Below are 25,468 nucleotides of genomic sequence, written 5' to 3'. Positions count from 1 at the left end.
ACTTATATTCATTACTACAATCACAAAAGAATTAAAACAAAACTAAAAGGATTGTCCCCTGTGCAATACAGAGTTCAATCCTTAGTAGCTGCTTAATATATTTGTCTAATTTTTTGGGTTCAGTTCAAATATAGGAGTCTTTTTGTTACGTTATTTCTTTCGTTTCTTCAAACTTTTCTGATAGGCATAAAGCTTATGAACCTCTTCCTTAAATTCATGCAGAAGTACAATGCTTTTACCATTTGAATAACGCACCGTATTATAAGCATCTATAATAATATCACTTTGAATATTTACATCTTCTTTATCATTTATTCTTTCTAGCCAAGCCTCAACAGTTTCTCCCCGTTTTCTATTTAAAGGAGGGGTTAACTTACTCTCTAGCTTGAAAATTTCCTTCCGAATTTCGTTATGCGGCGGTTTATTTCGTTTAAAACGATTTTGGCTCATTCCTTCTTTATCAGTAATGATAGTAGATTCGAAGGCGGGCATATTTGGTAAACTTAAATGTTTTCGTTTTTTTACTATTTTCCAAACGACGTAAATAGCGATAGCTGTACAGACTATTATTGTAGCGCTATTTATGAGTATTGGATCAAAATCAGGAAATTTTTTTCCGTCTTCAATTTTTGGTTTTAAGAGATGTCCTTTATTTGCCCAAACATCTTCAGTATCTTTTAATTCCGCTGCTTTAATTAATGGCATTAAAGCATAGCCGACGCCTAATGCGACTACTTCCGTTATAAAACCAAAAATAAGTCGAATGAAAGGAAATACTTGAACAATTAATATACTCATTAAGCCAATCGTAATGATAGAAGCAAAACGTAATAGTTGTTGTTTGCGATTTGCCCCGGTTAACCAAAATGTAATCATAAGATGCAAGGCTAACATTAATAGTTTCCACAACGGTGGAAAGGGTGCATAAAATATAGCTGAAACAACAAACCATACAATACCACCTAAAGATTTTTGAACTGGATATCCAGGTCCGATCGCATGTACGATAAAGAAAAATAGTGGTAATATGATTGTGCCAAAAAGAGAAAAAGGTAAAAATAAAGAGAAAAGAACGATTTGAAGAACTAAAAGTATTACAAATCCTGTTGTTTTTTTCTGCATAAATTTATGAATAAGAAATACTCCAATATAGCCTGTTGTTAAAAATATTGCAATACTAATTAGTTCATCTCTTTCTGTTAATAATGAAAGCAGGAGGAGCAGAATGAAATCATGAATGTGATATAGCCAAGTTTTCAACTGGTTCCACCATCCCTTCACTAGTAATGAGAAACGTTGGCTGCGAGAGAAGAGGGAGTTCATTTCTTTGTAAACCAATGTATATCATTGTAGACGATCGTTCTCTCTTTCTCTTTACATAATGAAGGAATCCTTGTTTCGGAAGTAACGTACTATCATCTGAAATACGGGCTAATTCTTCTAAAGCTTTTGCATATTGTGTTTGTCCTTCATTTAACGGTACATGTAATGCACCGCCTTCTGCTAATACACTAATAAACAATTCAAACGGAATGTGGTGCTTCGTTGTGTACTGGAAAATGTATGTTGCATATGAAATAAGTTCTTCTACATTATCTTTCCAACCAAATCCACGATCGGCAGCTAAAGAAAGACAAATCGTCCAACTATAATTTTTTACAGGTTCATATTGCTTCGCTTGTAATTGTTGCATTTTAGCAGATGCCTTCCAATGAATAGAGCGGAAAGACTCACGCTCATATCGCTTTACACCGATAATAGATGTTTCATCATTGTAAAAAGAAAAATTCGTTCGATAAAATCCATTCAAAAGTTGCTGAAGTTCTTGCAAACCTGCTACTTCTTTAGGAGAAGGATACACAATAATTTCAGTCCTTAATTTATCAAAAACAGGTAAATGTACAGTTAATAGATGAAATGGATCTTTTAATACACATTCAAACTGTTCAATTTGAAACACACCACGCTTCGTTGCGGTTAATGTTAAACCCCATTTTTGTGCCGAATTTGCAGGTTGTGAAAATGGGAAAGAGAATAATGTTTTTGATATTTGTTCAATGCCTTGCTCTTTATGCGGTATAAGGGACGAATTTAAATGAAAGTAACAAACAGCATTAACGAGCGGTATGCTGGCTCCATTTTTTAAATGAATAAAAAACTGTCCAGATTCCTCAGGAAAAAGCCGTGTAGTTTGTTTCTCATTTATGATTTGAAACTTCTTCTCTATGAAAGCGACATATTTATAAATAAAAATCGCAAATATATAATAGAAGAAAAAGAGAAACATAAGCATTCGTTGCGGGAAAAAGAATGTGAAAAGTAACGCGATTGGAACGGTTAGTTGAATAATATGGAGTTGAAAAAATAAAGGCACAGTTACAACACGCTGTCCATTCATGCTTGCTCAATCTCCACAGGTACGTCAACTTCTTTTAAAATACTTTTCATAATATCATTTTTTGTCGTACGTAATGCACCTTCCATTGATAAGACGATACGGTGATTCCAAACAGAAGGAACTAACAATTGTATATCTTCTGGTGTGCAATATTCTCTCCCATGTAAAAAGGCTAAAGCTTGAACAGCACGTACTAAAGCTAATGTGGCACGTGGGCTTACACCGTTAGCGATATAATCATGATTTCTTGTAGCATGAGCAAGTTTAATAATGTAATGTTCTAACGGTTCCGAAACAAATATTTCTTTTACTCGTTTTTGAGATTCTAAAATATCTTCTAATGAGATGACAGATGTGACACTTTCTAATGGTAAATCGTTCCGAAAACGTCGCATCATTTGTAGCTCATCTTCAGGAGTAGGATAACCGATTGAAATCGTCATTAAAAAGCGATCAAGCTGTGCATCTGGAAGAGGGAAAGTCCCTTGTGATTCAATTGGGTTTTGCGTCGCAATAACAAAGAACGGTTTCGGCAGAGGCGTAGATTGTTTTTCGAGCGTCACTTGTCGTTCTTCCATCGCTTCTAACAAACTCGACTGCGTTCTCGGCATTGCACGGTTAATTTCATCTGCCAGCAAAATGTTTGTCATAACTGGTCCAATTCTTAATTCGAATTCGCTTGTTTTTGGGTTGAAGTATTCAATACCTGTTATATCACTTGGAAGTACATCGGGGGTGAATTGAACGCGAGAAAAACTACCACCAATACTTTTGGAAATGGTTTTCGCCAGTAACGTTTTCCCAGTACCAGGCACGTCTTCGAGTAGTGCATGTCCATCAGCAAGAAGTGAAACGAGCAGTAGATCAATAACATTTTCTTTCCCAACAAACACAGATCCGATGTTTTCTTTCAATTTATTTATCATATGTACCATTCCTTTCATTATAAAAGAGCTAATATTTCTATATTTTAACAAATTATTCAGAAAATTTGTATGGTTTTTTAATTCAAAGAAATGGATATTTAATTATTAAATTACTCTTGCATATTTTGGAATATGATTATACAATATCGATATACGATGTATCGTAAGTCGATATATCATAAGGCGATGTATCGGAGGTAGTTATAATGAATGGGAAGGCGCAAAAATATATTCCGTTAACTGAGGCGACATATTACATATTGTTATCACTAGTGAAACCAATGCACGGATATGGAATTATGCAAATGGTAGAAGAGATGACAAATGGGGAAGTAAAGCTCGGTCCTGGTACTTTATACGGGAATACGACGAAATTACTTAAAGAAAAATTAATTGTTGAAGTTGCCTCTACAGATAGAAAGAAGTGCTATGAGTTAACGCCGTTTGGGAGAGAAGTACTGGAACTGGAGTACAACAGATTACAGCGGTCTGTAAAGAATGGAAACAGTATATTAGGGGAGTGAATGGAAGATGGAGACAAAAAGGGTATTTAAATTTTTTACGGCATGGAATTTAGAAAAAGAAGAAGCTTTTTTACGAAAGATGCATCAGCAAGGTTGGGCATTACAAAAATATAATTTAATGTATACGTTTCAGAAAACTGAGCCAAAAGATGTAATATACAAAGCTGATTTTAGATTAGTTTATAGAGATTCGAAAGAACAACAACAAGAGTATTTCGAAATATACGAAATGTCAGGTTGGAAACGCGTAACAAGTTTCACAAGATGGAATTATTTTTGTAAAGAGGTAGAAGAGGTTAATGAATTGCCTGATATTTACTCAGAAAAAGAGACGAGGATACAAAAACTAAATGAATTATTGCTATTCCTTGTTATTATATCAGCAAGTATATTACCATCAATGTATAACCTATTTTTAAGCCCGATGGAATCAAGATTGTCAATGTGGGCGAAAGTTACGACAGGTCTTTCAGGTTGTATGTGGATGTACTTTTTTATAAGACTCTCTTGGAAAATCAAAAAATTAAAAAGTGAAATATTATAATAAAGAGTGGAGTTTAAAAGCAGTTGATGAGAGGGAAATACCGGGATTAACTTCTTTTGTTTCTATATAAACGTAATTTGCTCACTCTTTTTTATATAATAAAAACTATGCAACTAAGGTGTAGAACTATTAGTTAAGTATTATAAAATCTTATAACCAAATAAAAATCATAAATGAATAAGAAATGATTCTTAATAATAAACCACTAGTTAAAATGATCCGAAATCCTAAATATTAATATTACTTGATGTATTGTCCTTTTTTGAATATTAACAAAAGAGTGCGAAGTTTAATATATAATAAGGAAGAAATACGTTTTTTTACCGTATTAAACGAAAAAATCCCTTATAGAAAAATCTATTTCTATAAGGGATAATCATGTTTTTATTAGAAAGACTGATTTTGCGCAGGTTTAATAAATTGTTCAGGGTTTTCAACAAGTCCGCATACAGCACATTGGACACGGTATGTAGGTCCTTGATAGGCCATATGAAAAGCATTCATCGTTTCATTTGTGTATTCTTCTTCTACTTGACCAGTTTGTGGATTTATTTTGACTGGTTTTACTTGTTGCTCAAGAATATTAAAGCGAGTACGGTTCGTTTTACAGCTTGGACATAGCATTGGTTCCATATGTATACACCTCCATTTGTATCATTTCTTAAAATCTTTAATTTTATGCAAGCAAAAAACTTTCTCAATATAAATAGGTGTTTAATGTATTTAAAATTCAGAAAAAATAAAATATAATAAAAGTACGAACTGGTTATGTCCAAACCAAATCTCCTGTTTTATGCCAATAAGCTGGGGGGCCGAGAAATCGGCCTCATTTTTTTTGCTCATTACTACAAGGAACAAGGTTTTTGTGAGACTTTTGTCGAAATTTTAGGGATAGATACAAAGGGGGATGTAAAATGGATTTGAAAATGAAGTACATTATTTTATATGTAGAAAAGTTTGAGGAATGTTTAAAATTCTATAAAGATATTTTACAGTTACCTATAAAAGCAGAGCACGGTACATATATTGAATTTAATACTGGAACTACCATTTTAGCGATGAATACGCGGCAAGATGTGAAAGAATTAACAGGACTACCGCTTACAGAAGGTGAATTAAAGTCTTCTCATTTCGAATTAGGATTCGTTGTTGAGAATGTACAAGAAACGATTGAGCAATTTAGAGAACAAGGAATCAAGATTTTAGTTGAACCGATTGTAAAACCGTGGGGACAAACAATTGCCTACATTGCTGATCCAGATGGAAATTATATTGAAATTTGCAGTTCATTAGAATAGAGGGAGAAAGAGAGATGGGATTTCCAAAACTAGAAACAGAACGTTTACTCTTAAGAGAACTTACACTATTAGATGCAGAAACGATGTTCCAATATTTTTCGAAAGAATCAGTTATACGTTATTTCGGAATGGATTCTTTTGAAAATATTGAGCAAGCGAAAACAACGATTCAAACGTTTAAAAATCGTTATGAAGAGGGCAGTGTATTTCGCTGGGGAATCGAGAAAAAAGGGACGGGCCAATTAATCGGAACGTGCGGATTTCATTTAATTAATAATAATCATAAACGAGCTGAAATTGGTTATGAATTAGATGATACATATTGGGGACAAGGATATGCATCGGAAGCATTACAAGCGATTTTAGCTTACGGATTTGAAATGCTGCAACTAATAAGAATCGCAGCGGTTGTATATGTAGAAAATAAAGCTTCTCAAAAATTGTTAATAAAAGCAGGATTTCAAGAAGAAGGATTACTTCGAAAACATATGATTCAAAATGGAGTTGCTCATAATACTATTTTATATTCTTTATTAAAAGAAGAGTGGAAGAAGTAATGAGCACAAACGAACTTATAACGATTATGAAGAAGCATAGGGAAAATAGATTCATTTTAGGTATAGATGGTTTAAGTCGATCTGGAAAAACAACATTCGTAACCAATTTAAAAGAAAATATGAAACAAGAAGGCATTCCGTTTCATATTTTCCATATTGATGATCACATAGTGGAGCGTAATAAACGATATCATACTGGATATGAAGAATGGTACGAGTATTATTATTTACAATGGGACATTGAATGGCTAAGGCAGAAATTTTTTCAAAAGCTACAACATGAAACAAAATTGAAATTACCTTTCTTTCATGAAGAAACAGATATATGTGAAATGGAAAAAGTACAGATTCCTATTGTAGGGGTAATTGTTATTGAAGGAGTTTTTCTGCAGCGAAAAGAATGGAGAGATTTCTTTCATTATATGGTCTATTTGGACTGTCCAAGAGAGACAAGGTTTCTACGTGAGAGTGAGGAGACACAGAAAAACCTTTCAAAATTTGAAAACAGGTATTGGAAAGCAGAGGATTATTACTTAGAAACGGAATTGCCGAGGGATAGGGCGGATTTAGTCATTGAATGATTTGAAAATAGAAGGTGAATAGAATGAATATTTTATGGGATTTTGATGGGACGTTATTTGATACGTATCCTGCATATACAATGATGCTTTCTGAAATATTAGGTGACTTAGTAGAAAAACAAGAAATATACAACAACTTAAAAATATCATACTCTCATGCAATTCAGTATTATAATATTTCATGCGAGCAGGAAGAAAAGATTAAAGTTTTGAAGGAGAAATTCACGCCAAAAGATATGAAACCTTTTGCAGGTGTCGAAGAGGTTTTGAAATTTGCAGATAAAAATGTGATTATGACCCATAAACATAGGACAGGGGTTATGGACATTTTAAAATATTACGGCTGGGAAAAATACTTTGTAGATATGATTACAATTGACGATGGCTTTCCACGAAAGCCCAACTCTTTAGCTTATAATCATTTACATAAAAAACATAATATTGATTTAGCTATTGGAGATAGAGAATTAGATTTATTACCTGCAAAAGAATTAGGTATTTCAACATGTATGTTTCAAGCTGATTGTGATGTAGCGGATTATTCTTTATCACATTACTCGGAGTTTTTTAAGATAGTGAGTGATAGAGAGTTTTCTTTATAAAAAAAGTTATTAATAAAGACTGAATCTTTCATTTTAAAGGTACAGTCTTTATTTTTTAGAACTCTTTCATTTTATTCCGCAATAACGGGCAGCCTGATTGCTTCAACTAATAATCAGTGGAGGGTGAACAAAACCTCCACTGATTAAAGTTTCACTTTATTTTCTGTATATAATAATTACTAGAGATTAAAGGATAATCGTCCATCTTTAATAAGGAAGTGGTCAGTTTATTTTAACCAAATTATGGTTATTCATGTTAATATGAACTCATAGCTATATAGAAGGGGTGGGGTTAGTATGAAAACTGAAATAGTTCCTAAAAAGAAGTATAGTATAATAAGTTATGTATCTTTACTCATCGGCATTTTGTGTTTTCTATTCGTTTTTATAACGCCAACAAGGATAGCCAATGCAGGTAATATAGTTGGAGATTATATTACAATTGCCCTGACAGGTGTAGGTATCATGCTTTCAATAATCACAATGACGAAAAGAACAGAGAAGAAGGGAATTGCTATTCTTTCATTAATACTGTCCTCATCATTTTTTATATTTTGGATCATAGCAATTATCCTATTGTTTACTGGTCAAATTAGTTTTGCGCCGTAATGTGTAATAAAAAGAGTCCTTCTCGTATGAAGGACTCTTTTTACTTGGTATCTTCAGGTTGATATTCTAAAATATCACCCGGTTGGCATTCTAATGCTTTACATATTGCTTCTAAAGTTGAAAAACGGACTGCTTTTGCTTTTCCATTTTTCAAGATAGAAAGGTTAGCCATTGTAATTCCAACCTTCTCCGAAAGTTCTGTTACACTCATTTTTCTTTTTGCTAACATTACATCAATATTAATAATAATTGCCATATTATTCACCTCAGACCGTTAAATCATTTTCTGATTTTATATCTATAGCATCTTTTAATAGTCTTTGGAGAACGGCAGCAAAGACCGCGATTACCATTGAAGAAAAAATCATAATCATTCCGATAATAATAATGCCAGGGGCATCATCTCTCTCTGCCACGAGATAAAAAAGTGGCATACCTAATACATATAATACACTAATTGCCAATGCGCTGTACTTAATATTTTTTAAAGCTTGAACAGATAGCTCTGAGAATGCGTTATTTTTATCAATATAGTTTAAAAGCTTAAATGTTTGGTACAGTGCGAAGTAATAAGGTATTGCTGTTGCGTATAAATTGATAAATACAAGATATTTAATATATGCAATATCTGGATATAATTCTGCGGCAAAATTTCCTATTTTAGGGACTAAAAAAATGCACATAGCAAGAACGGGGATTCCGATTAGAATTACAACGGTCTTTAAAAAGAGTGTGGATCCTTGTTTCATAAAAAGCACCTCATTTATTTAATATCTTATTAATTTAACATGAAATTTATTGTTTAACAATAAATTTTTATTTCTTTTAATCGAGGATTTATTGTTAAACAAGTAATTAATGAAAAGGATGTTAAATCTTTTTTATAAGATAAATGATACATATCGATATTTAATTAAAGAAAGAGAAAGTAACTATTGTTAGCTTTATGAGAATTGGGAACTAATAAAACATATGTAGGTTTTGGTATGGAAAAGGAAATAAGGTGTATTGAAATGAATGCAAAGTTTATGGAGGAACAATCATGTTGAATTATGGTGTGAAGATGAAAAAGTTACTATTGGTGGGAGCTATAATAGTAAGCGTATTAAGTACGGAAAGTATGATGAATTATCATGCGGCCAAAGCTAAGGTGAAAAAAGTAGAACACCAGCCTAAAAATATAATTATGATGGTTATGGACGGAACGAGTTCAACGGCGACAACATTGGCTCGCTGGTATAAAGGGGCACCGCTTACGTTAGATCAAATTGTAACAGGAGGTGTTCGTACGTTTTCGGCGGAATCAGCTATTACAGACTCAGCGCCAGCAGCAACAGCTTTAGCAACTGGAAATAAATCGAATTCAGGATATGTAGGTGTATTACCTTCTATTGTAAGTTCGCCTAGCTTACAGCCAATAAAAGAAGAAGAAAAGTTACGGCCGGTCGCAAACGTATTAGAAGGAGCAAAATGTACTGGTCGTGCAACTGGCATTGTTGCTACATCTGAAATTCAGCATGCTACTCCGGCCGGATTCTCTGCTCACCATGTCAATCGCAAACATTTTGATGTAATTGCGAAGCAGCAAGTATATCAAAATATAGATGTCGTATTAGGCGGGGGAAAAGCGGCGCTGCTACCTATAAAAAGTAATGGAATCCGAAAAGATGGTGAAAATTTAGTAAAGGTGATTCAAGACAAAGGATACGATTTCGTTGAAACGAAAGATGCGTTATTGAACTCCAAATCTAATAAAATTTGGGGCTCTTTCTCACATCATGCTCTTGCGTTTGATATGGATCGTATAGCAACAAATCCAGAACAACCAACACTTTCTCAAATGACAGAAAAAGCAATTCAAACATTATCAAAAGATAAAGATGGCTTCTTTTTATTCGTAGAAGGTAGTAAGCCTGATTGGGCAGCTCATGCTAATGATCCAATTGGGATGATTAGTGATGTATTGGCATTTGATGAAGCGGTAGCAAAGGCGTTACAATTTGCGAAGAAAGATGGGGATACGATGCTCATCGCTTTAACTGATCATGGTAACAGCGGCATCTCTATAGGGAATAGGAATACGACAAAAGGATACAATACTACACCGGTTTCTGCATACATTGATCCATTGAAAAAGGCGAAAATGACACTTGAAGGAACTATAAATAAACTGAAATCTGATTTATCAAATGTAGAAGATGTAGCTAAACTATACGGTTTGGATAATCTAACTCATGATGAAAAAGAAAAATTAAAAGTGGCAAAAAAGAAAATGGATGTAGGACGAATTCTTACTACATTATTGGCTAATCGTGCAAATATCGGCTTTACGACAGGAGGACATACAGGTGAGGATGTATTCTTACATTCTTATGGACCTCAAAAACCAGAAGGCTTAATCCAAAATACAGACATTGCGAAGACGATGGCGAAAGCGATGGGCTTTAACTTAGAAGAAGTAACGAATAAAATATTTTTAGAGAGTGAACAAGCCTTTAAGAAAATCGGTGCAACTGTAACAGCCGACAAAACCGAAGGAGCAAACCCGTTACTCGTAGTAAAACATAATAAAGTAGAAGCACAATTATTTGGTAACAAAAATATAATTCGTATCAATGGTAAAGGGTATGAATTAAGAAGTATTATTGTAGAGAGTAATGGAAAGTGCTATGTACCAGAAGAAGCAATTCAACTATTTGTAAAGCATTCTCGTTAAAAAATTGCCAACCAGTTAAGTTAACTGGTGGCAATTTTTTGTGTTTATTCTAAATATAAGTGTTCGAATTGTTTTGTGAATTTTTCTATATGAGACTTGTATAAATGTTAAAGGGAAATTATATTTTTTTCTTACATTAAAAAATTTCGTTTTGTAGAATAAGAAGTTATACATATAGTAAAGTCTAATGAGTTATCAATTAATATTTACGAAAAATATATTAATACTTTAGAATTTCTTTAATGTTCATTATTTTTTATTTAAGGTTATCCGTTATATTTATAATATGTTTATTTCAATTTATTGTATTGAAGCTCAGTTTTATATAATTATAAAGCAATCATCAAAATAAAATCTCCACTAGAGTAAATTTATTGTTTTTTTGCGGAAATTATTATGCAGCTAAGAAAACTGTAGTTTATTGAATTAGAAATATATTAGAATTTACTTGAAGAAAGAGAGAGGGAATAAAATGAATATAGTGCACTTACGTCCTAAACAGCGGTCTAAGTATCGCATTATGCTAGGGAAGTGGTATTACTCTACAAAGAGGTACATTCAGTGGTTGGCAGACGGAAAAACATATGCAAAAAGGTTCCAACAAGAAAAGCTACCTTGTACAGCAATTCAGCACCAAACGATATTACTTCGTAAGCTAAAAGATGTAGATATGTGGTATCAACAGAATAAGGTTGTTAATTTGAAAATTGCTGTTAAAAAACTAAATGGTATCGTCATTAGACCGGGAGAAACATTTTCTTACTGGCGTTTAATAGGTAAGCCAACGAGGAAAAAAGGGTATGTAGAAGGTATGGTATTACATTACGGATCTTTTCAAACAGGTATTGGAGGAGGTCTTTGTCAGCTTTCGAATTTAATATATTGGATGACTTTACATACACCACTGACAGTAACAGAACGATATCGTCATAGCTTTGATGTCTTTCCTGACTCTAGGCGAAATCAACCGTTTGGGAGTGGGGCGACTTGTTCCTATAACTATTTGGATTTACAAATTAAAAATGAAACGGACCAACCGTATCAACTTCACCTTTATATGACAGATGAACATTTAGTTGGTGAATGGAGAACAGTCTATCCGCAACTTTATCAATATGAAGTGTATGAGAAAGAACACTCAATTCAACCTGCATACTGGGGCGGTTATATACGACATAATGTGATTCAACGTAAAGTATATAATCAACAGAAACAGTTAATAGAAGATCAATATGTAACAGAGAATCACGCTATAATGATGTACGAACCACTATTAGCTTGTAATAATGAGAATAGTGAGTAATATGGTAATCCATAGATTAAATAGTATAGAAAATATTTAATTCTTATTTTTATTAAAAAAGTATGAATCCCAGATTTACTGGATTTTGATTGTAACTAAGAACATATAAAAGTTCACTGTTATTTATAGGAGAGTCTGTTTGTTTTTATATCTTATGTATTTCACCCTGCATAAAAAAATATTTCTCAACATTTTATTTGTTGAAAAAGATTGAATATTCGTATTATAACGAATATTATGTTGTTATCGGCAAAAAACGATAATTTGCAGACACTGGGGAGGAAATACATTGAAAAAGAAAAAGAAATTAAAACCATTAGCGGTATTAACAACAGCAGCAGTACTAAGTAGTACGTTTGCTTTTGGAGGTCACGCAGCGTATGCTGAGACACCAACATCATCTCTACCAATAGATGAGCACTTAATACCGGAGGAGCGTTTGGCTGAAGCGCTAAAACAACGGGGGGTAATTGATCAATCTGCATCACAAGCTGAGACTTCAAAGGCTGTCGAAAAATATGTTGAGAAAAAGAAAGGGGAAAACCCTGGGAAAGAAATCTTAACAGGAGATAGTCTTACGCAAGAAGCCTCTGACTTTATGAAAAAAGTAAAAGATGCAAAAATGAGGGAAAATGAACAGGCGCAGCAGCCTGAAGTAGGCCCAGTAGCTGGACAAGGTGCAGCATTGAACCCTGGGAAATTAAATGGAAAAGTACCTACTACATCAGCGAAGCAAGAAGAATACAATGGAGCTGTTCGAAAAGATAAAGTACTTGTTTTACTTGTAGAATTTAGCGATTTTAAGCATAACAATATTGATCAAGAGCCAGGATACATGTATTCTAAGGACTTTAATCGTGAACATTATCAAAAAATGTTATTTGGTGATGAACCATTTACTTTATTTGATGGATCGAAAATTAACACATTTAAGCAATATTATGAAGAACAATCTGGTGGTAGCTATACAGTTGATGGGACTGTAACAGAATGGCTTACTGTTCCAGGAAAAGCATCAGATTATGGTGCTGATGCGGGTACTGGGCATGATAACAAGGGGCCTTTAGGACCAAAAGATTTTGTGAAAGAAGCATTAAAAGCAGCGGTAGCAAAAGGAATCAATTTAGCAGACTATGACCAATTTGATCAATACGATCAAGATGGTGATGGAAATAAAAATGAGCCAGATGGCATTATTGATCATTTAATGGTTGTACATGCTGGCGTTGGTCAAGAAGCTGGCGGCGGTAAATTGAAAGATGATGCGATTTGGTCACATCGTTCAAAACTAGGTTCAAAACCATATGCAATTGATGGCACGAAATCTTCTGTTTCGAACTGGGGCGGAAAGATGGCTGCATATGATTATACAATCGAGCCTGAAGACGGAGCAGTTGGTGTGTTTGCACATGAGTATGGCCATGATTTAGGCTTACCAGATGAATATGATACAAAGTACTCAGGACAAGGTGAACCTGTTGAGTCATGGTCTATTATGAGTGGTGGTAGCTGGGCTGGAAAAATTGCAGGAACAGAGCCAACGAGTTTCTCGCCACAAAATAAAGAGTTTTTCCAAAAGAATATGAAGGGGAACTGGGCGAATATTCTTGAAGTAGATTATGACAAACTTAGCAAAGGAATCGGTGTTGCAACATATGTAGATCAAAGTACTACAAAATCTAAACGACCTGGAATTGTTCGTGTTAACTTGCCGGACAAAGATATAAAAAATATTGAATCAGCGTTTGGTAAGAAGTTCTATTACAGTACAAAAGGAAATGACATTCATACAACACTTGAGACACCAGTATTTGACTTAACAAATGCAAAGGATGCTAAGTTCGATTATAAGGCATTTTACGAACTTGAAGCGAAGTATGATTTCCTTGACGTATATGCGATTGCAGAAGATGGAACGAAGACACGCATTGATAGAATGGGCGAAAAAGATATAAAAGGCGGCGCGGATACAACTGATGGTAAGTGGGTTGATAAATCATACGATTTAAGCCAATTCAAAGGAAAAAAAGTAAAACTGCAATTTGAGTACTTAACAGATATTGCAGTAGCTTATAAAGGATTTGCGTTAGATAATGCAGCCTTAACTGTAGATGGAAAAGTTGTTTTCTCTGATGATGCAGAAGGTCAGCCCGCAATGACGTTAAAAGGCTTTACTGTGTCTAACGGATTTGAACAGAAAAAACATAATTACTATGTAGAGTGGAGAAATTACGCTGGTTCTGACACTGCGTTACAATATGCACGTGGCCCAGTATTTAATACAGGAATGGTTGTATGGTATGCGGATCAAAGCTTTACAGATAACTGGGTAGGCGTTCATCCAGGTGAAGGGTTCTTAGGAGTAGTAGATTCTCATCCAGAGGCAATTGTAGGGACATTAAACGGACAACCTACTGTGAAGAGCAGTACGCGTTATCAAATTGCCGATGCGGCATTCTCATTTGATCAAACACCAGCATGGAAAGTAAATTCACCAACACGCGGTATCTTTGATTATAAAGGATTACCAGGAGTAGCAAAATTTGATGATTCTAAGCAATACATCAACAGCGTTATTCCTGATGCAGGACGTAAGTTACCGAAGCTAGGACTGAAGTTTGAAGTGGTAGGCCAAGCTGAAGACAAGTCTGCAGGTGCAGTTTGGCTTCATCGATAAAATAAGGTAAAAAGAAGAGAAGCTGCGATAAGTCGGTGAAACTGACTGATTGCAGCTTTTTTCTTCTTGTGAAAAAACTCGCTGTTTTTTATGTACTTATTGGAAAAATATGAAGTTTCTTTGATACATAAAATGCTCCGTCTGTCCAATTATAGAAGCTATTTTGGACGTAAGAAATTTGTAAGTAATGAGTAAGAAAAAAGAGATTTTCATAGTATAAAATATTTATTATAGCTACTTTTAACACCTGATACTAATAGTGTGCTATAATATGAATTAGCAACAAAAAGGAAAGGAATTAGAACAATGACCTTAGAAAATACTAAAAATTTAAAAAAACAAGTTGCTCCTTTTGAAAAATCAACGATTAAAAAAAGTGTTTGGCAACTGATCAACACAATCGTGCCATTTATTATTTTATGGTACCTTGCTTATAAAAGTTTGTCAGTTTCTTATTGGTTAACATTAGTTCCAGCACTGTTAGCCGCTGGATTTATGACAAGGATTTTCATTATTTTTCATGATTGTACCCATTATTCATTCTTTAAAAGTCGACGTGCAAATAGAATAGTTGGAACGTGTATGGGTGTTTTAACATTATTCCCATTTGATCAGTGGGGGCATGAGCATTCTATTCACCACGCTACGAGTGGTAATTTGGATAAGAGGGGTACAGGGGATATTTGGACGCTTACAGTAGATGAATATGTAGCAGCACCATTTAGACTCCGTTTAGCATATCGTTTATATCGCAATCCATTCGTTATGTTTGGGTTAGGCCCGATTTATGTTTTCTTGCTTAAAAATAGATTTAACCGAAAAGGTGCTAGAAAAAAAGAACGTATGAACACTTATTTAACGAATATTTTAATCGTTGCTATTGTAGGAATGCTTTGCTGGGCAATTGGATGGCAATCGTTTCTTTTAGTACATGGTTCTATATTTTTAATAGCAGGTTCAATAGGGATTTGGCTGTTTTACGTACAGCACACATTCGAGGATTCTTATTTTGAAGAAGATAAAGAATGGGAATATGTGAAAGCGGCAGTGGAGGGAAGTTCTTTTTATAAACTTCCAAAAATTTTGCAATTTCTAACGGGTAATATTGGATTTCATCATGTTCACCATTTAAGTCCAAGAGTACCTAACTATAAACTAGAAGAGGCACACAACAATACCCTTCCTTTAAAAAATGTACCAACAATTACGCTTGCTACAAGCTTGCGTTCACTCCGTTTCCGTCTTTGGGATGAGAAAAGTAACAATTTTGTTAGCTTTAAAGATGTCAAAAATATAATTAAAAATAATGTTTCTGTTCGGGTGAAATCTGAACTATAATTGCATCGTATATAAAATTCCCCTTAATCATTTTCGATTTAAGGGGAGTTTTTGTTTAAAGATTAGATGCCAGATAAGAAGAAAAATTAAATGTTTCAAATTGTAATGGAAGCAGATTAGGAATTGCTAGTACGTAAGTACAAATACAAGATGAAAATAAATGCATTATGTTAACAATTGGAGTTATCATGAATTTTCCATTACGATAACTGTTCATAAATCCGACGAAAATTAATAGCAAAAGGGGGATCGTACAACAGTATATCTAAAAAATTAGAAAAGACTTGAACGGAAATTTCATTCATTTTTCTTGGTGTTCCGCATTCCATACACTTAAATAGGATGCATATTCTAATTCATCTGGATTGTCATGTAACATAGAAATGAATTCTAATTTATTTCTATCACAATCTAGAAAGTATACACTTGCAGCGGGCATCCACCTTTGGACAATTGGCTCTTGATTTCCTTTTCCTTGACTTCCTATCACTTCTATTCCACGCTCCTCTAACCACGCTTTAGAAGTCATTAAAAACTCTAAATTTACACCAAAAGCAAAATGTCTCAGCTCAAAGTCTTCGATATTATTTACTTCCCATAGTCCAAGCATTTGTTTTTTATTTTCTCCGACCCAAAAGAAAGCCACTCTTCTTTTGGAGAGTTTTCTTGCTAACGTTAATCCTAGCTTGTTTTGATAGAAATTTATCGCTTTTTCTAAATTTCTTACATGTAAATGAGTCTCGTATATGTTCTGTATCATTATGATCATTCCTTTCTTTCTTGGTAACTACCAGTTGAGTAATGAATGTAATTCTAATAATGTACAGCTATATCTGATATACCTATTTATTATTATATCGAAATTGAAATACGATAAATCCAACTGAGGTAGCAAGTTCAAATGAAAATTTTACTACTTTTGTAGGAGAAGAGAAAAATCCATTAAATTCAGGTGAACTCATATTTAAATAATAAAAAAAGACAACACATGAAGTGAAACGCCACGTGTTGTCTTTTTTGTATCGTACAATATTACGAAGTTTCGCTAATTTTAGTTTCACTTTGAGTGTTAGTTGCAATTCTTTTCTTAACTTTAAAGTGATAGTAGGTATAGCAAAAGATGATAAATGGTACAGTACAATAAATGCCTAGTCTTTGATCTGGGATAAAGATAAGACTTACTAATATAATGCCATACAATCCAAAACCAAGAATTGGTACAAGGGGATAGAGTGGAGTTCTGAACTTCAAATCGTCTAATTTTCCACCTTCAGCTAAATAGTGTTTGCGGAAAAAGAATTGAGAAACACAAATTGACATCCAAACAATAATTGTTATGACTCCAGAAATGGAAATTAACCATAAGTAAACCGTTTCAGCAGCTACGACGCTTGTTAAAAGAGAAAAAGCAGAAATAGCTATTGTCATGATTAAAGCGTTGAGAGGAATCCCACGTGATGATAATTTCTTTAAAAATGCTGGAGCCATTTCGTTTTTTGATAAAGACCAAAGCATGCGAGTAGCAGCGTATAGTCCTGAGTTTGCAACAGAAAGAACAGCAGTAAGAATAACAAAGTTCATAATATCAGCTGCATATGGAATACCGATATTATCAAAAACAGCAACGAATGGGCTCTTTGTGAGTCCTGCTTCTTCCCAAGGAATTAAAGCAACAAGAACAAAGATTGCTAAGACGAAGAAAAACATTGTGCGCCATATAATATTTCTAATAGAACGAGGTAAAGTTTTTGCTGGATCTTCACTTTCACCTGCTGCAATTCCGACAAGCTCTGTACCTTGGAAGGAATAATTGACTGTAACCATTGTTAATAGAATAGCTGCAAGTCCATTCGGAAATAAACCACCATGATTTACGAAATTTGAAAGAAGTGGAGCTGGTTCGTCGCCTTTTAAATCAATAAAGCCGAACATAGCGGCGCCACCAAGAATTATAAAAGCTATAATGGCAGATACTTTTATACTTGAAAACCAAAATTCTGTTTCTGCATAACTACGAGCAGATAATGCGTTAATAGTAAAGATTGTAACGCCAAATATTAAACACCAAACCCAAACAGGAATATCAGGAAACCAGCGCTGCATTGTAATACCAGCAGTTGTAAATTCAAGACCGGTCGTATTCGCCCAGCTTAACCAATACAACCATCCGATTGTAAAGCCAGTTGCAGGATTGATGAATTTAGTGGCATATTCCTGGAAAGAACCCGAAACAGGCATGGCTACAGCGAGTTCACCAAGACATAGCATAACGAAATACATTAATAATCCACCAGCCATAAAGGCAAGTACGGATCCACCAGGTCCAGCTTGACTTATTATAAAGCCAGATCCGTTAAATAACCCCGTTCCAATCACACCACCGAGTGCAATCATGAATAAATGTCTACTTTTCATCGTACGTTTTAATTCATTGTTTGTATTGTTTACTTGCGCCATTGTTTTCCTCACTTTCGTAGTTGATAGAATAAAGTTTGATGTTTTTCCGTATTATGGAATGTATTCCGTGATGTGAAATCTTGTTATAATTTTCAGACAATTAAAAAGAAAAGTCAATATTTTTTTGTTTGCGTTTTCAATTCATTGTTAGTGATATGTTTTTATTGTTAGAAAATTAAATAAATAGATTGATTTCATTTCGAATGTTTGCTAAATTGATAGTTAATTAAGCGTACTAACATATTACGAGTAAAGTTGAGGCGAGTTATGGTACAGTCCATTGATCGAGCGATAAGTATTATTAAATTATTGAATTCTACAAATGAAAAAGAGTATTGGGCTATTTCTGATATAGCTGATGGAACACATCTCCCGGTTAGTACAGTACATAGATTACTTAACTCTCTAATGGAGCATGGGTTAGTTACACAAATTACAGAGACAAAACAGTACAAAATTGGACCAATGTGGATGGAAATAGGGTTACGTCAATTGGAGAAGGTAGACTATAGATCTGTTGCAAGAGAAGTGATGAAACGTTTGGCTGCTGAAGTGGAAGAAAGTGTCTATTTGAATATTCCAAACGGAACGCATTCTATTATCATTGAAAGAATTGATAGTCCTTTAAAAATTCGGGTTATCGATAATCTAGGAGAACAAATTCCACTTTCAATTGGTGCTGCAAATAAAACGATGCTTGCCAATATGAAAACGAATGAAATGGAACATATTGTAGAGTATTTACTTCCTTCATTACCAGAACAAAAGCAAATTCTTCTTAATCAAATAAAGCAAATAAAAAATGAAGGATATGCTGTCAGTTATGGTGAAAAAACAGAAGGGACAGCTTCAGTAGCTGCACCTATTATCGGATTTAATCATAAAGTAGTAGGAGCATTAAGTGTTGGGTTAATTAGTCATCGTATTAATGATGATCGACTATCTTTTCTTATTAGCAAGGTAAAACAAGCAGCTCATGAAATATCAATAAAAATCGGCAGTACATCAGAACTATAATTTTGATAGCTGTCGTCATTTTTTATTCATATATTGGAATTCGTTTTCATAATGCGGAAAAATAGGGGGATTTATATGTCAAGGTGGCAATCAAAAGAACAATTGATTCAATTATTAAGCAGTCTTGTTGAAATTCCTAGTATTACAGGTACAGAGGCTGAAGTGATATTGCCAGACTTTGTTGTGGAGCAATTATCTGATTTACAGTACTTCAAAGAAAACCCGCACCATGTGCAAAAAAATCCGACGGGGGACGGACGATATTTTGTTACAGCACTAGTAAAGAAAAGCGATAGTAAAAAAAATACTGTAATTCTAGTAAGTCACTTTGATGTTGTAGATGTACAAGATTACGGAGTGTGGAAAGAAGATGCATTTAATCCTAAAAAGTTAACATCTATGTTTTATTCTCATAAAGATGAACTTCCAGACCATGTACGTGAAGATATAGAACATGGAGATTGGCTGTTTGGTAGAGGAACAATGGACATGAAATGCGGCCTCGCATTACAAATGGCAATGATTGAACAAGCATGTGAAGGAAGATTCGATGGGAATGTTCTTTTATTGGCTGTACCAGATGAAGAAGTGAATTCTGTAGGGATGAGGGCCGCTGTTCCGAGACTATTAGATTTAGCAAGAGAGCATAATTTAGATTATAAAACGGTCTTAAACTCAGAGCCTATGTTTTCAAGACATCCTGGTGACCAAAATAAGTATATTTACACTGGCTCTATTGGTAAAGTGTTACCTGGTTTTCTTTGCTACGGAAAAGAGACACATGTAGGTGAACCTTTTGCAGGGTTAAATGGGAGTTATATGGCTTCATTAATAACAGCAGAACTAGAGTTAAACACAGACCTTTGTGATATTGTAGAAGGGGAAGCGAGTCCTCCACCAACTAACTTACTTCAAAGGGACTTAAAAGAGGATTATTCTGTACAAATTCCGCATCGTGCAGTCACATTATTTAATTTGTTTTTATTAGAAAAATCAATGACAGATGTAGTTTCATTGTTACGTCAAAAAGTAACGAAAGTAGCAGAGAAAATAGAAGAGTCGTATGAAAAACATGCATATCGTTTTTCTAAATATAATCCATTTATACCACCTAATCTCAAAGTAAATGTATTAACTTATGAAGAGCTTATCACATATGCAATTGAGCAACATGGACGAGAAAAAATAGATCATATTCAATCTAATATTATAAAAAATAGAGGAGATAAAGATGATCGTGCGGTAACGATTGATTTAGTAGATAAATTAGCGATTTTATGTAAAGAAAAGGCACCGATGATTGTACTTTTCTTCGCTCCGCCGTACTATCCAGCTGTGAGTTCACGCAACAATCCTTTAATAAAAGAGGTAGTTGTAGAAATGGAAAAGTATGCACATTACAATCATAAAATTACATTTGAAAACCAAAATTATTTTGGGGGGATTTCAGATTTAAGCTATGTAGGCTTGCAGTATCCACTGGATTCAATGAGTTCGCTTGTAGACAATATGCCATTATGGGATAAAGGCTATTCAATTCCGCTTCAGGAATTAGAAGAGTTTGATGTTCCAGTATTAAATATGGGACCGGTAGGAAAAGATGCACATCAATGGACAGAACGTCTAGATGTAAACTACGCATTTGAAACACTATTAGATATGTTACCGAAATGCATTGAAAAATTATTAGTTTCTAATAAAATTACACAATCATAGTAGGGAATAGGTAAGGGATAAAACAGAACCTTTAAAGAAGAGTCAAATCAAATTATTTTAATATAATTAAAAAGTAGAACGGCCAAGCTCAATTTTATATGAGTTTGGCCGTTTATCATGTAGTGAATTTTTAATTAAAATTATGTGAATTCATAGCTAACGTAATCTCTTTTATAGTTTTATTTTTTAGTTTGACCAGATAGTTCAACAGACTTTTGCGTACAACGCTGCATAGCTGAAATAATCGCTGTTCGTAATCCTTTTTCCTCTAATGTTGCTACAGCTTCTATTGTCGTTCCGCCAGGAGAACAAACCATATCTTTCAATTCACCTGGATGTATTCCTGTTTCTAGTACCATTTTTGCAGAGCCTAACACAGCTTGAGCAGCGAATTTATATGCTTGATTTCTTGGCATACCATCTAGTACAGCAGCATCTGCCATCGCTTCTATAATCATATATACATAAGCTGGTGAAGAACCACTTACGGATGTGACAACATCCATTAATTTTTCACTTACGATCTCTGTTTGACCAAAACTATTGAAAATGTTTAGTACATCTTCTAAATCTTTTTCTGTCACCATTTCATTAGGGCATAATGCAGACATTCCTTCTCCAACAAGAGCAGGAGTATTAGGCATTACTCTTACAACCTTTACTTTTTTATTAAAGGCATTTTCAGTACTTTCAATACTTTTTCCAGCAGCGATCGTAACGATGATAGCATCGTTTTTGATTACTTCTTTTATTTCATTAATTATTGATGAATATAGGTCTGGTTTGATTGATAAAATTAAAATATCAGCATTTTTAGTTACTTTATTGTTGTCGGTAGTTGTAGTTAGCCCATATTTTTCACTAGCATTTTTTAAATTAGCAGTGTTTAAATCTGAACAAATAATTTGATTTGAAGACACTATATTTTTGTTTATCATTCCGCCAATCATAGCCATTCCCATATTTCCGCAACCGATGAATCCAATTTGTTTATCCATAATAACTCAATCTTGCTCCTTTTATAATCAATTATATCGGTTTGATATTATTTTCTTAGAATAAGAATAACATCCCTGTGCAATATAAAGAAACATTCTAAGAGAATATATTCCTTTTTGCAACACTAAAAGACAAAAATTAATTATATTCGACATTATGTAAATATATACACTATAATGTAAGGTTTTATGTTTATGAATATGAGTTAAACTTATATCATTTTGTATTTTCATTCAGTAGGGCGATAATTTCATACAAATAACTTGTGGCTCTATTTATTTTTAAAAATACCTCTTGACACCGAATCGAACTATATCGCATAATATAAAAAAATTAGATTGAAAATCGTTGAAGGGAATTAGTACATATGTCTTCTTGCGAAAGAGAGTGGAATTCACCGGCTGAAAGATTCCTCGTATAGAATATATCGAACCTATCCCTGAGTCTTAAATGAAAGTTTAGGCGTTCGCCTGCGTTATAGGCACCAAGTGGATATCTATGTATATCAATTAAGGTGGTACCGCGGAACAATGACCGTTTCGTCCTTTTTATTTTATTAAGGGCGAAGCGGTCATTTTTATTTTGCTCTTAAATACTTCAGTGCAGCATTGATGAGAATAGATATAGTTACAAAGTGAATGAAGTGTAATTTATAAAAAAACTTTGATTTTAGACTTGGGGGATAAAAAAGTGAAAAAACAACGAATTGTTGTAAAGATTGGGAGTAGTTCCTTGGCAGATAGTCATGGAGGCATCTCTACAGAACAGCTTTCAGATCACGTTGCCGCATTGGCTCGGTTGAAAGAAGATGGGCACGAGGTTGTGTTAATTACATCTGGAGCCGTCGCTGCAGGTTTTTCAGCGCTAGGATATCCTAGCAGACCTGTAACGATTAAAGGGAAACAGGCTGCAGCAGCTGTCGGACAAAGTTTGTTAATGCAGGCGTACACGGAGGAATTCCGTAAATATGGCATCGTTACTGCGCAACTTTTGCTGACGAGAAGTGATTTTTCTAGAAAAGAACAATATAGTAATGCTTACGCTACGTTAGGAGAATTATTAAACCGTTCCGCTCTTCCAATTATTAATGAAAATGATTCCATCTCTTTAGAGGAGCTAACGTTCGGTGATAATGATATGCTGTCAGCTTTAGTAAGCGGGCTTGTTTCGGCGGATATGCTTATGATCTTTACGGATGTGAACGGGTTATATGACAAAAATCCTCAGAAAAATGCGGATGCAAAAAAATATTATTTTCTTCCTGAAGTTACGGAAGAAATTTCTTCTCTTGCAGGAGATGCAGGCTCAAAACTTGGGACTGGCGGTATGAAATCAAAAATCGATGCTGCAAAGACAGCACTCTCTCTTGGTGTGAGTGTATTTATCGGAACAGGACGTGGACAGGAAAAGTTTGTAGATGTTTTGAAGGGTAAGGGTGATGGAACGTATGTTGGTAATGCTCCTCAAAAAGAAATGAAGATGAACAAGCAATGGATTGCCTTGCATTCGCTTGTTAGCGGACAAATTGAAGTAGATGCTGGGGCAGCTACTGCCATCATTCAGCATGGGAAGAGTTTACTTCCAGCTGGTGTTACGAATGTATCAGGATTTTTCCAAGTGGGTGAAGTTGTAGAGGTTGTAACGCAACAAGGGCGCGTAATAGGAAAAGGACAATGCACATATAGTGCAGAGGAACTAAGAGATGTAAAAGGTATGCAAAGCCAAGATATTCAAGTAAGAGGCGAGAGACATAGTTATGAAGTCATCCATAGGGATCATTGGGTTTCACTTTAAAAAGGAGGAAATAAAAATGAATGAAGTGTTGGCAAAGGGGATAAAAGCAAAAGAGGTTGCTAGAGAACTTGTGCTTAAAACTACAGATCAAAAAAATGAAGCACTTGCTGCAATTGCTAATCAGCTGATAGTAGAAACAGCTTATATTTTAGAAGAAAACAAACGGGATATTGAAGAAGGTAAGGAGAAAGGATTTTCTCATTCACTCCTTGATCGCCTTATGCTGAATGAACAGCGTATTGTTGATATGACAGAAGGGATTAAGCAGCTAATTAAATTACGTGATCCTGTAGGAGAATGTGTAAGTGCATGGGAAAGGCCAAATGGACTATCTATTCAGGAAATGCGCGTACCACTTGGTGTTGTTGGGATGATTTACGAGGCAAGACCGAATGTAACAGTGGATGCTGCTACAATTTGTTTGAAGACAGGAAACGCAGTCATATTACGTGGTAGTTCTTCTGCTATTCATTCTAATAAAGCCATCGTTGCCGTTATTCACAGAGCGCTCAAACAAACAAGCTTACCTCAAGAAAGTGTACAGCTTATAGAAGATACAACGCGAGATAGCGCGAAGCAGTTGTTTACAATGAATGATTATCTAGACGTTCTTATTCCAAGAGGTGGCAAACAATTAATCGATACTGTTGTGAGGGAAGCGTCTGTTCCAGTACTTGAAACAGGTGCGGGGAATTGTCATATTTTCATTGATGAAACAGCGGATAAACAAATGGCGTTTAATATTATTATAAACGCAAAAACGCAGCGTCCATCTGTATGTAATGCAATTGAGACGATTGTACTTCATGAGAATTGGGCAGAGCAATATGGTAGCGAGTTGTTTTCTTCCTTGAAGGAAAGAGGAGTGGAGCTACGTGGTGATAATAAAGCAGTGGCGATTGATCCTTCTATCTTACTTGCGACAGAAGAAGACTGGGAAACTGAGTTTTTATCTCTCACACTAGCAGTGAAAGTGGTTTCCACTGTTGAAGAAGCGATTCATCATATAAATACGTATGGATCTATGCATTCTGAAGCGATTATTACTGAAAACGAGGAAAACGTCAGCAAGTTTTTTACTTCTGTAGATGCCGCGGCACTTTATCATAATGCATCGACTCGTTTTACAGATGGATCCGAATTTGGATTCGGAGCGGAAATTGGTATCAGTACACAAAAGTTACACGTAAGAGGACCAATGGGGCTTCCAGCATTAACTTCTACAAAATATGTGATTCGTGGAAATGGGCAAATTCGAAAATAATAATAAAAGACACTCAATTGGTAAAATGTACCCTATAGAATAGACACTTGAAAAAAGTCTATTCTATAGGGTATTTCTTGTATAATAAAAGGAAAATTGAGATCGGAGAATGTTGAAAATGACAAAAAAACTATTTACAGAAAGAGAA

General features: G+C 34.5%; 26 protein-coding genes and 1 other annotated feature. Of the genes, 16 read left to right on the top strand and 10 right to left on the bottom strand.

All coding sequences use genetic code 11. The features are described 5' to 3' along the window. Positions 1-96: IS3 family transposase (locus tag D1166_RS28735; RefSeq protein WP_130055901.1), on the top strand; the 96-nt coding region annotated here is incomplete at its 5' end. A gap of 54 nt (positions 97-150) precedes the next feature. Here the strand turns inward: D1166_RS28735 and D1166_RS28730 are convergent. Genes D1166_RS28730 through D1166_RS28720 form a run of 3 tightly spaced genes read right to left on the bottom strand, consistent with a single transcriptional unit; the run spans position 151 to position 3,324 of the window. Continuing rightward, entirely contained in the window at positions 151-1,260 is a 1,110-nt protein-coding gene (locus tag D1166_RS28730; protein WP_097856261.1) for a DUF4018 domain-containing protein, read from the bottom strand. Beyond that, complete coding sequence (locus tag D1166_RS28725; protein WP_097856262.1) at positions 1,232-2,398, bottom strand: DUF58 domain-containing protein; 1,167 nt, start codon at positions 2,396-2,398, stop codon at positions 1,232-1,234. Before D1166_RS28725 ends, D1166_RS28730 begins: the two co-directional genes overlap by 29 nt. Beyond that, complete coding sequence (locus tag D1166_RS28720; protein ID WP_000608776.1) at positions 2,395-3,324, bottom strand: AAA family ATPase; 930 nt, start codon at positions 3,322-3,324, stop codon at positions 2,395-2,397. The genes D1166_RS28725 and D1166_RS28720 overlap by 4 nt, the downstream gene beginning before the upstream one ends. Before the next feature lie 206 nt (positions 3,325-3,530). On the opposite strand from D1166_RS28720, the gene D1166_RS28710 reads away from it, so the two are divergent. Beyond that, positions 3,531-3,848, top strand: coding sequence for a PadR family transcriptional regulator (locus D1166_RS28710; RefSeq protein ID WP_001013434.1), 318 nt, complete (start codon positions 3,531-3,533; stop codon positions 3,846-3,848). Positions 3,849-3,855: 7 nt separating this feature from the next. Continuing rightward, a complete protein-coding gene (locus D1166_RS28705; protein ID WP_097856263.1) occupies positions 3,856-4,392 on the top strand; it encodes a DUF2812 domain-containing protein in 537 nt (178 codons plus the stop codon). 387 nt (positions 4,393-4,779) lie between these two features. On the opposite strand, the gene D1166_RS28700 is transcribed toward D1166_RS28705, so the two are convergent. Further along, the gene (locus D1166_RS28700) at positions 4,780-5,025 is read right to left on the bottom strand and encodes a hypothetical protein (protein ID WP_000433602.1); all 246 of its coding nucleotides are present in this window, start codon (positions 5,023-5,025) and stop codon (positions 4,780-4,782) included. A 281-nt stretch (positions 5,026-5,306) separates the two neighbouring features. On the opposite strand from D1166_RS28700, the gene D1166_RS28695 reads away from it, so the two are divergent. The 5 genes from D1166_RS28695 to D1166_RS28675 all read left to right on the top strand — a co-directional run bounded on the left by D1166_RS28695 (position 5,307) and on the right by D1166_RS28675 (position 8,039). Next, positions 5,307-5,690 (top strand): VOC family protein, encoded by a 384-nt coding sequence (locus tag D1166_RS28695; RefSeq protein ID WP_000364497.1) that lies wholly within the window; start codon positions 5,307-5,309, stop codon positions 5,688-5,690. Positions 5,691-5,704: 14 nt separating this feature from the next. Next, complete coding sequence (locus D1166_RS28690; protein ID WP_000506653.1) at positions 5,705-6,247, top strand: GNAT family N-acetyltransferase; 543 nt, start codon at positions 5,705-5,707, stop codon at positions 6,245-6,247. After that, entirely contained in the window at positions 6,247-6,828 is a 582-nt protein-coding gene (locus D1166_RS28685) for a kinase (RefSeq protein ID WP_000106120.1), read from the top strand. The genes D1166_RS28690 and D1166_RS28685 overlap by 1 nt, the downstream gene beginning before the upstream one ends. A 23-nt stretch (positions 6,829-6,851) precedes the next feature. Beyond that, positions 6,852-7,430: an HAD-IA family hydrolase gene (locus D1166_RS28680; protein WP_097856265.1), complete on the top strand. Its 579-nt coding sequence runs from the start codon at positions 6,852-6,854 to the stop codon at positions 7,428-7,430. Between the two features lie 297 nt (positions 7,431-7,727). Next, positions 7,728-8,039 (top strand): hypothetical protein, encoded by a 312-nt coding sequence (locus tag D1166_RS28675; RefSeq protein WP_000845560.1) that lies wholly within the window; start codon positions 7,728-7,730, stop codon positions 8,037-8,039. Between the two features lie 40 nt (positions 8,040-8,079). On the opposite strand, the gene D1166_RS28670 is transcribed toward D1166_RS28675, so the two are convergent. Beyond that, on the bottom strand, positions 8,080-8,295 hold the full coding sequence (locus D1166_RS28670) for a helix-turn-helix domain-containing protein (RefSeq protein WP_000974620.1): 216 nt from the start codon (positions 8,293-8,295) through the stop codon (positions 8,080-8,082). A gap of 10 nt (positions 8,296-8,305) precedes the next feature. Next, positions 8,306-8,788, bottom strand: a complete 483-nt coding sequence (locus D1166_RS28665; protein ID WP_000809119.1) for a DUF2975 domain-containing protein — start codon at positions 8,786-8,788, stop codon at positions 8,306-8,308. A gap of 293 nt (positions 8,789-9,081) precedes the next feature. Here D1166_RS28665 and D1166_RS28660 point away from each other — a divergent pair, with 293 nt between their 5' ends. The 4 genes from D1166_RS28660 to desA all read left to right on the top strand — a co-directional run bounded on the left by D1166_RS28660 (position 9,082) and on the right by desA (position 16,073). Next, the gene (locus D1166_RS28660) at positions 9,082-10,755 is read left to right on the top strand and encodes an alkaline phosphatase (protein ID WP_097856266.1); all 1,674 of its coding nucleotides are present in this window, start codon (positions 9,082-9,084) and stop codon (positions 10,753-10,755) included. Positions 10,756-11,227: 472 nt separating this feature from the next. Next, a complete protein-coding gene (locus D1166_RS28655; protein WP_097856267.1) occupies positions 11,228-12,058 on the top strand; it encodes a VanW family protein in 831 nt (276 codons plus the stop codon). Positions 12,059-12,347: 289 nt separating this feature from the next. Then, positions 12,348-14,735 (top strand): immune inhibitor A domain-containing protein, encoded by a 2,388-nt coding sequence (locus tag D1166_RS28650; RefSeq protein WP_000727449.1) that lies wholly within the window; start codon positions 12,348-12,350, stop codon positions 14,733-14,735. Positions 14,736-15,041: 306 nt separating this feature from the next. After that, positions 15,042-16,073 (top strand): Delta(5) desaturase DesA, encoded by a 1,032-nt coding sequence (gene desA / locus D1166_RS28645; protein ID WP_000171499.1) that lies wholly within the window; start codon positions 15,042-15,044, stop codon positions 16,071-16,073. 301 nt (positions 16,074-16,374) lie between these two features. On the opposite strand, the gene D1166_RS28640 is transcribed toward desA, so the two are convergent. The 3 genes from D1166_RS28640 to D1166_RS28630 form a co-directional block, all read right to left on the bottom strand. Beyond that, positions 16,375-16,833: a VOC family protein gene (locus D1166_RS28640; RefSeq protein ID WP_000615639.1), complete on the bottom strand. Its 459-nt coding sequence runs from the start codon at positions 16,831-16,833 to the stop codon at positions 16,375-16,377. Between the two features lie 82 nt (positions 16,834-16,915). After that, positions 16,916-17,134 carry a hypothetical protein gene (locus D1166_RS28635; RefSeq protein ID WP_071686451.1) on the bottom strand — a complete coding sequence of 73 codons (219 nt, stop codon included), beginning with the start codon at positions 17,132-17,134 and terminating at the stop codon, positions 16,916-16,918. Further along, positions 17,106-18,530 carry an amino acid permease gene (locus tag D1166_RS28630; RefSeq protein WP_000079967.1) on the bottom strand — a complete coding sequence of 475 codons (1,425 nt, stop codon included), beginning with the start codon at positions 18,528-18,530 and terminating at the stop codon, positions 17,106-17,108. Before D1166_RS28630 ends, D1166_RS28635 begins: the two co-directional genes overlap by 29 nt. Before the next feature lie 267 nt (positions 18,531-18,797). On the opposite strand from D1166_RS28630, the gene D1166_RS28620 reads away from it, so the two are divergent. Together D1166_RS28620 and D1166_RS28615 are read left to right on the top strand one after the other, a co-directional pair. Beyond that, on the top strand, positions 18,798-19,547 hold the full coding sequence (locus D1166_RS28620) for an IclR family transcriptional regulator (RefSeq protein WP_061655471.1): 750 nt from the start codon (positions 18,798-18,800) through the stop codon (positions 19,545-19,547). A 51-nt stretch (positions 19,548-19,598) separates the two neighbouring features. Beyond that, positions 19,599-21,263: a M20/M25/M40 family metallo-hydrolase gene (locus D1166_RS28615; RefSeq protein ID WP_118043512.1), complete on the top strand. Its 1,665-nt coding sequence runs from the start codon at positions 19,599-19,601 to the stop codon at positions 21,261-21,263. 179 nt (positions 21,264-21,442) lie between these two features. On the opposite strand, the gene proC is transcribed toward D1166_RS28615, so the two are convergent. After that, complete coding sequence (gene proC, locus D1166_RS28610) at positions 21,443-22,261, bottom strand: pyrroline-5-carboxylate reductase (protein WP_097856269.1); 819 nt, start codon at positions 22,259-22,261, stop codon at positions 21,443-21,445. A 340-nt stretch (positions 22,262-22,601) separates the two neighbouring features. Further along, positions 22,602-22,812: a binding site (T-box leader), on the top strand. Between the two features lie 140 nt (positions 22,813-22,952). Between proC and proB the strand changes: the two genes are divergently transcribed. Together proB and D1166_RS28600 are read left to right on the top strand one after the other, a co-directional pair. Then, complete coding sequence (gene proB / locus D1166_RS28605; protein WP_000744736.1) at positions 22,953-24,056, top strand: glutamate 5-kinase; 1,104 nt, start codon at positions 22,953-22,955, stop codon at positions 24,054-24,056. Between the two features lie 16 nt (positions 24,057-24,072). Beyond that, the gene (locus tag D1166_RS28600; RefSeq protein WP_097796578.1) at positions 24,073-25,320 is read left to right on the top strand and encodes a glutamate-5-semialdehyde dehydrogenase; all 1,248 of its coding nucleotides are present in this window, start codon (positions 24,073-24,075) and stop codon (positions 25,318-25,320) included. Positions 25,321-25,468 lie beyond the last annotated feature (148 nt).

This window comes from Bacillus sp. ISO11 (genome assembly GCF_003458115.1).
Lineage (GTDB): Bacteria > Bacillota > Bacilli > Bacillales > Bacillaceae_G > Bacillus_A > Bacillus_A cereus.
The sequence above is the reverse complement of the archived record's forward strand: the minus strand, read 5'-3'. Positions and strand labels throughout refer to the sequence as shown.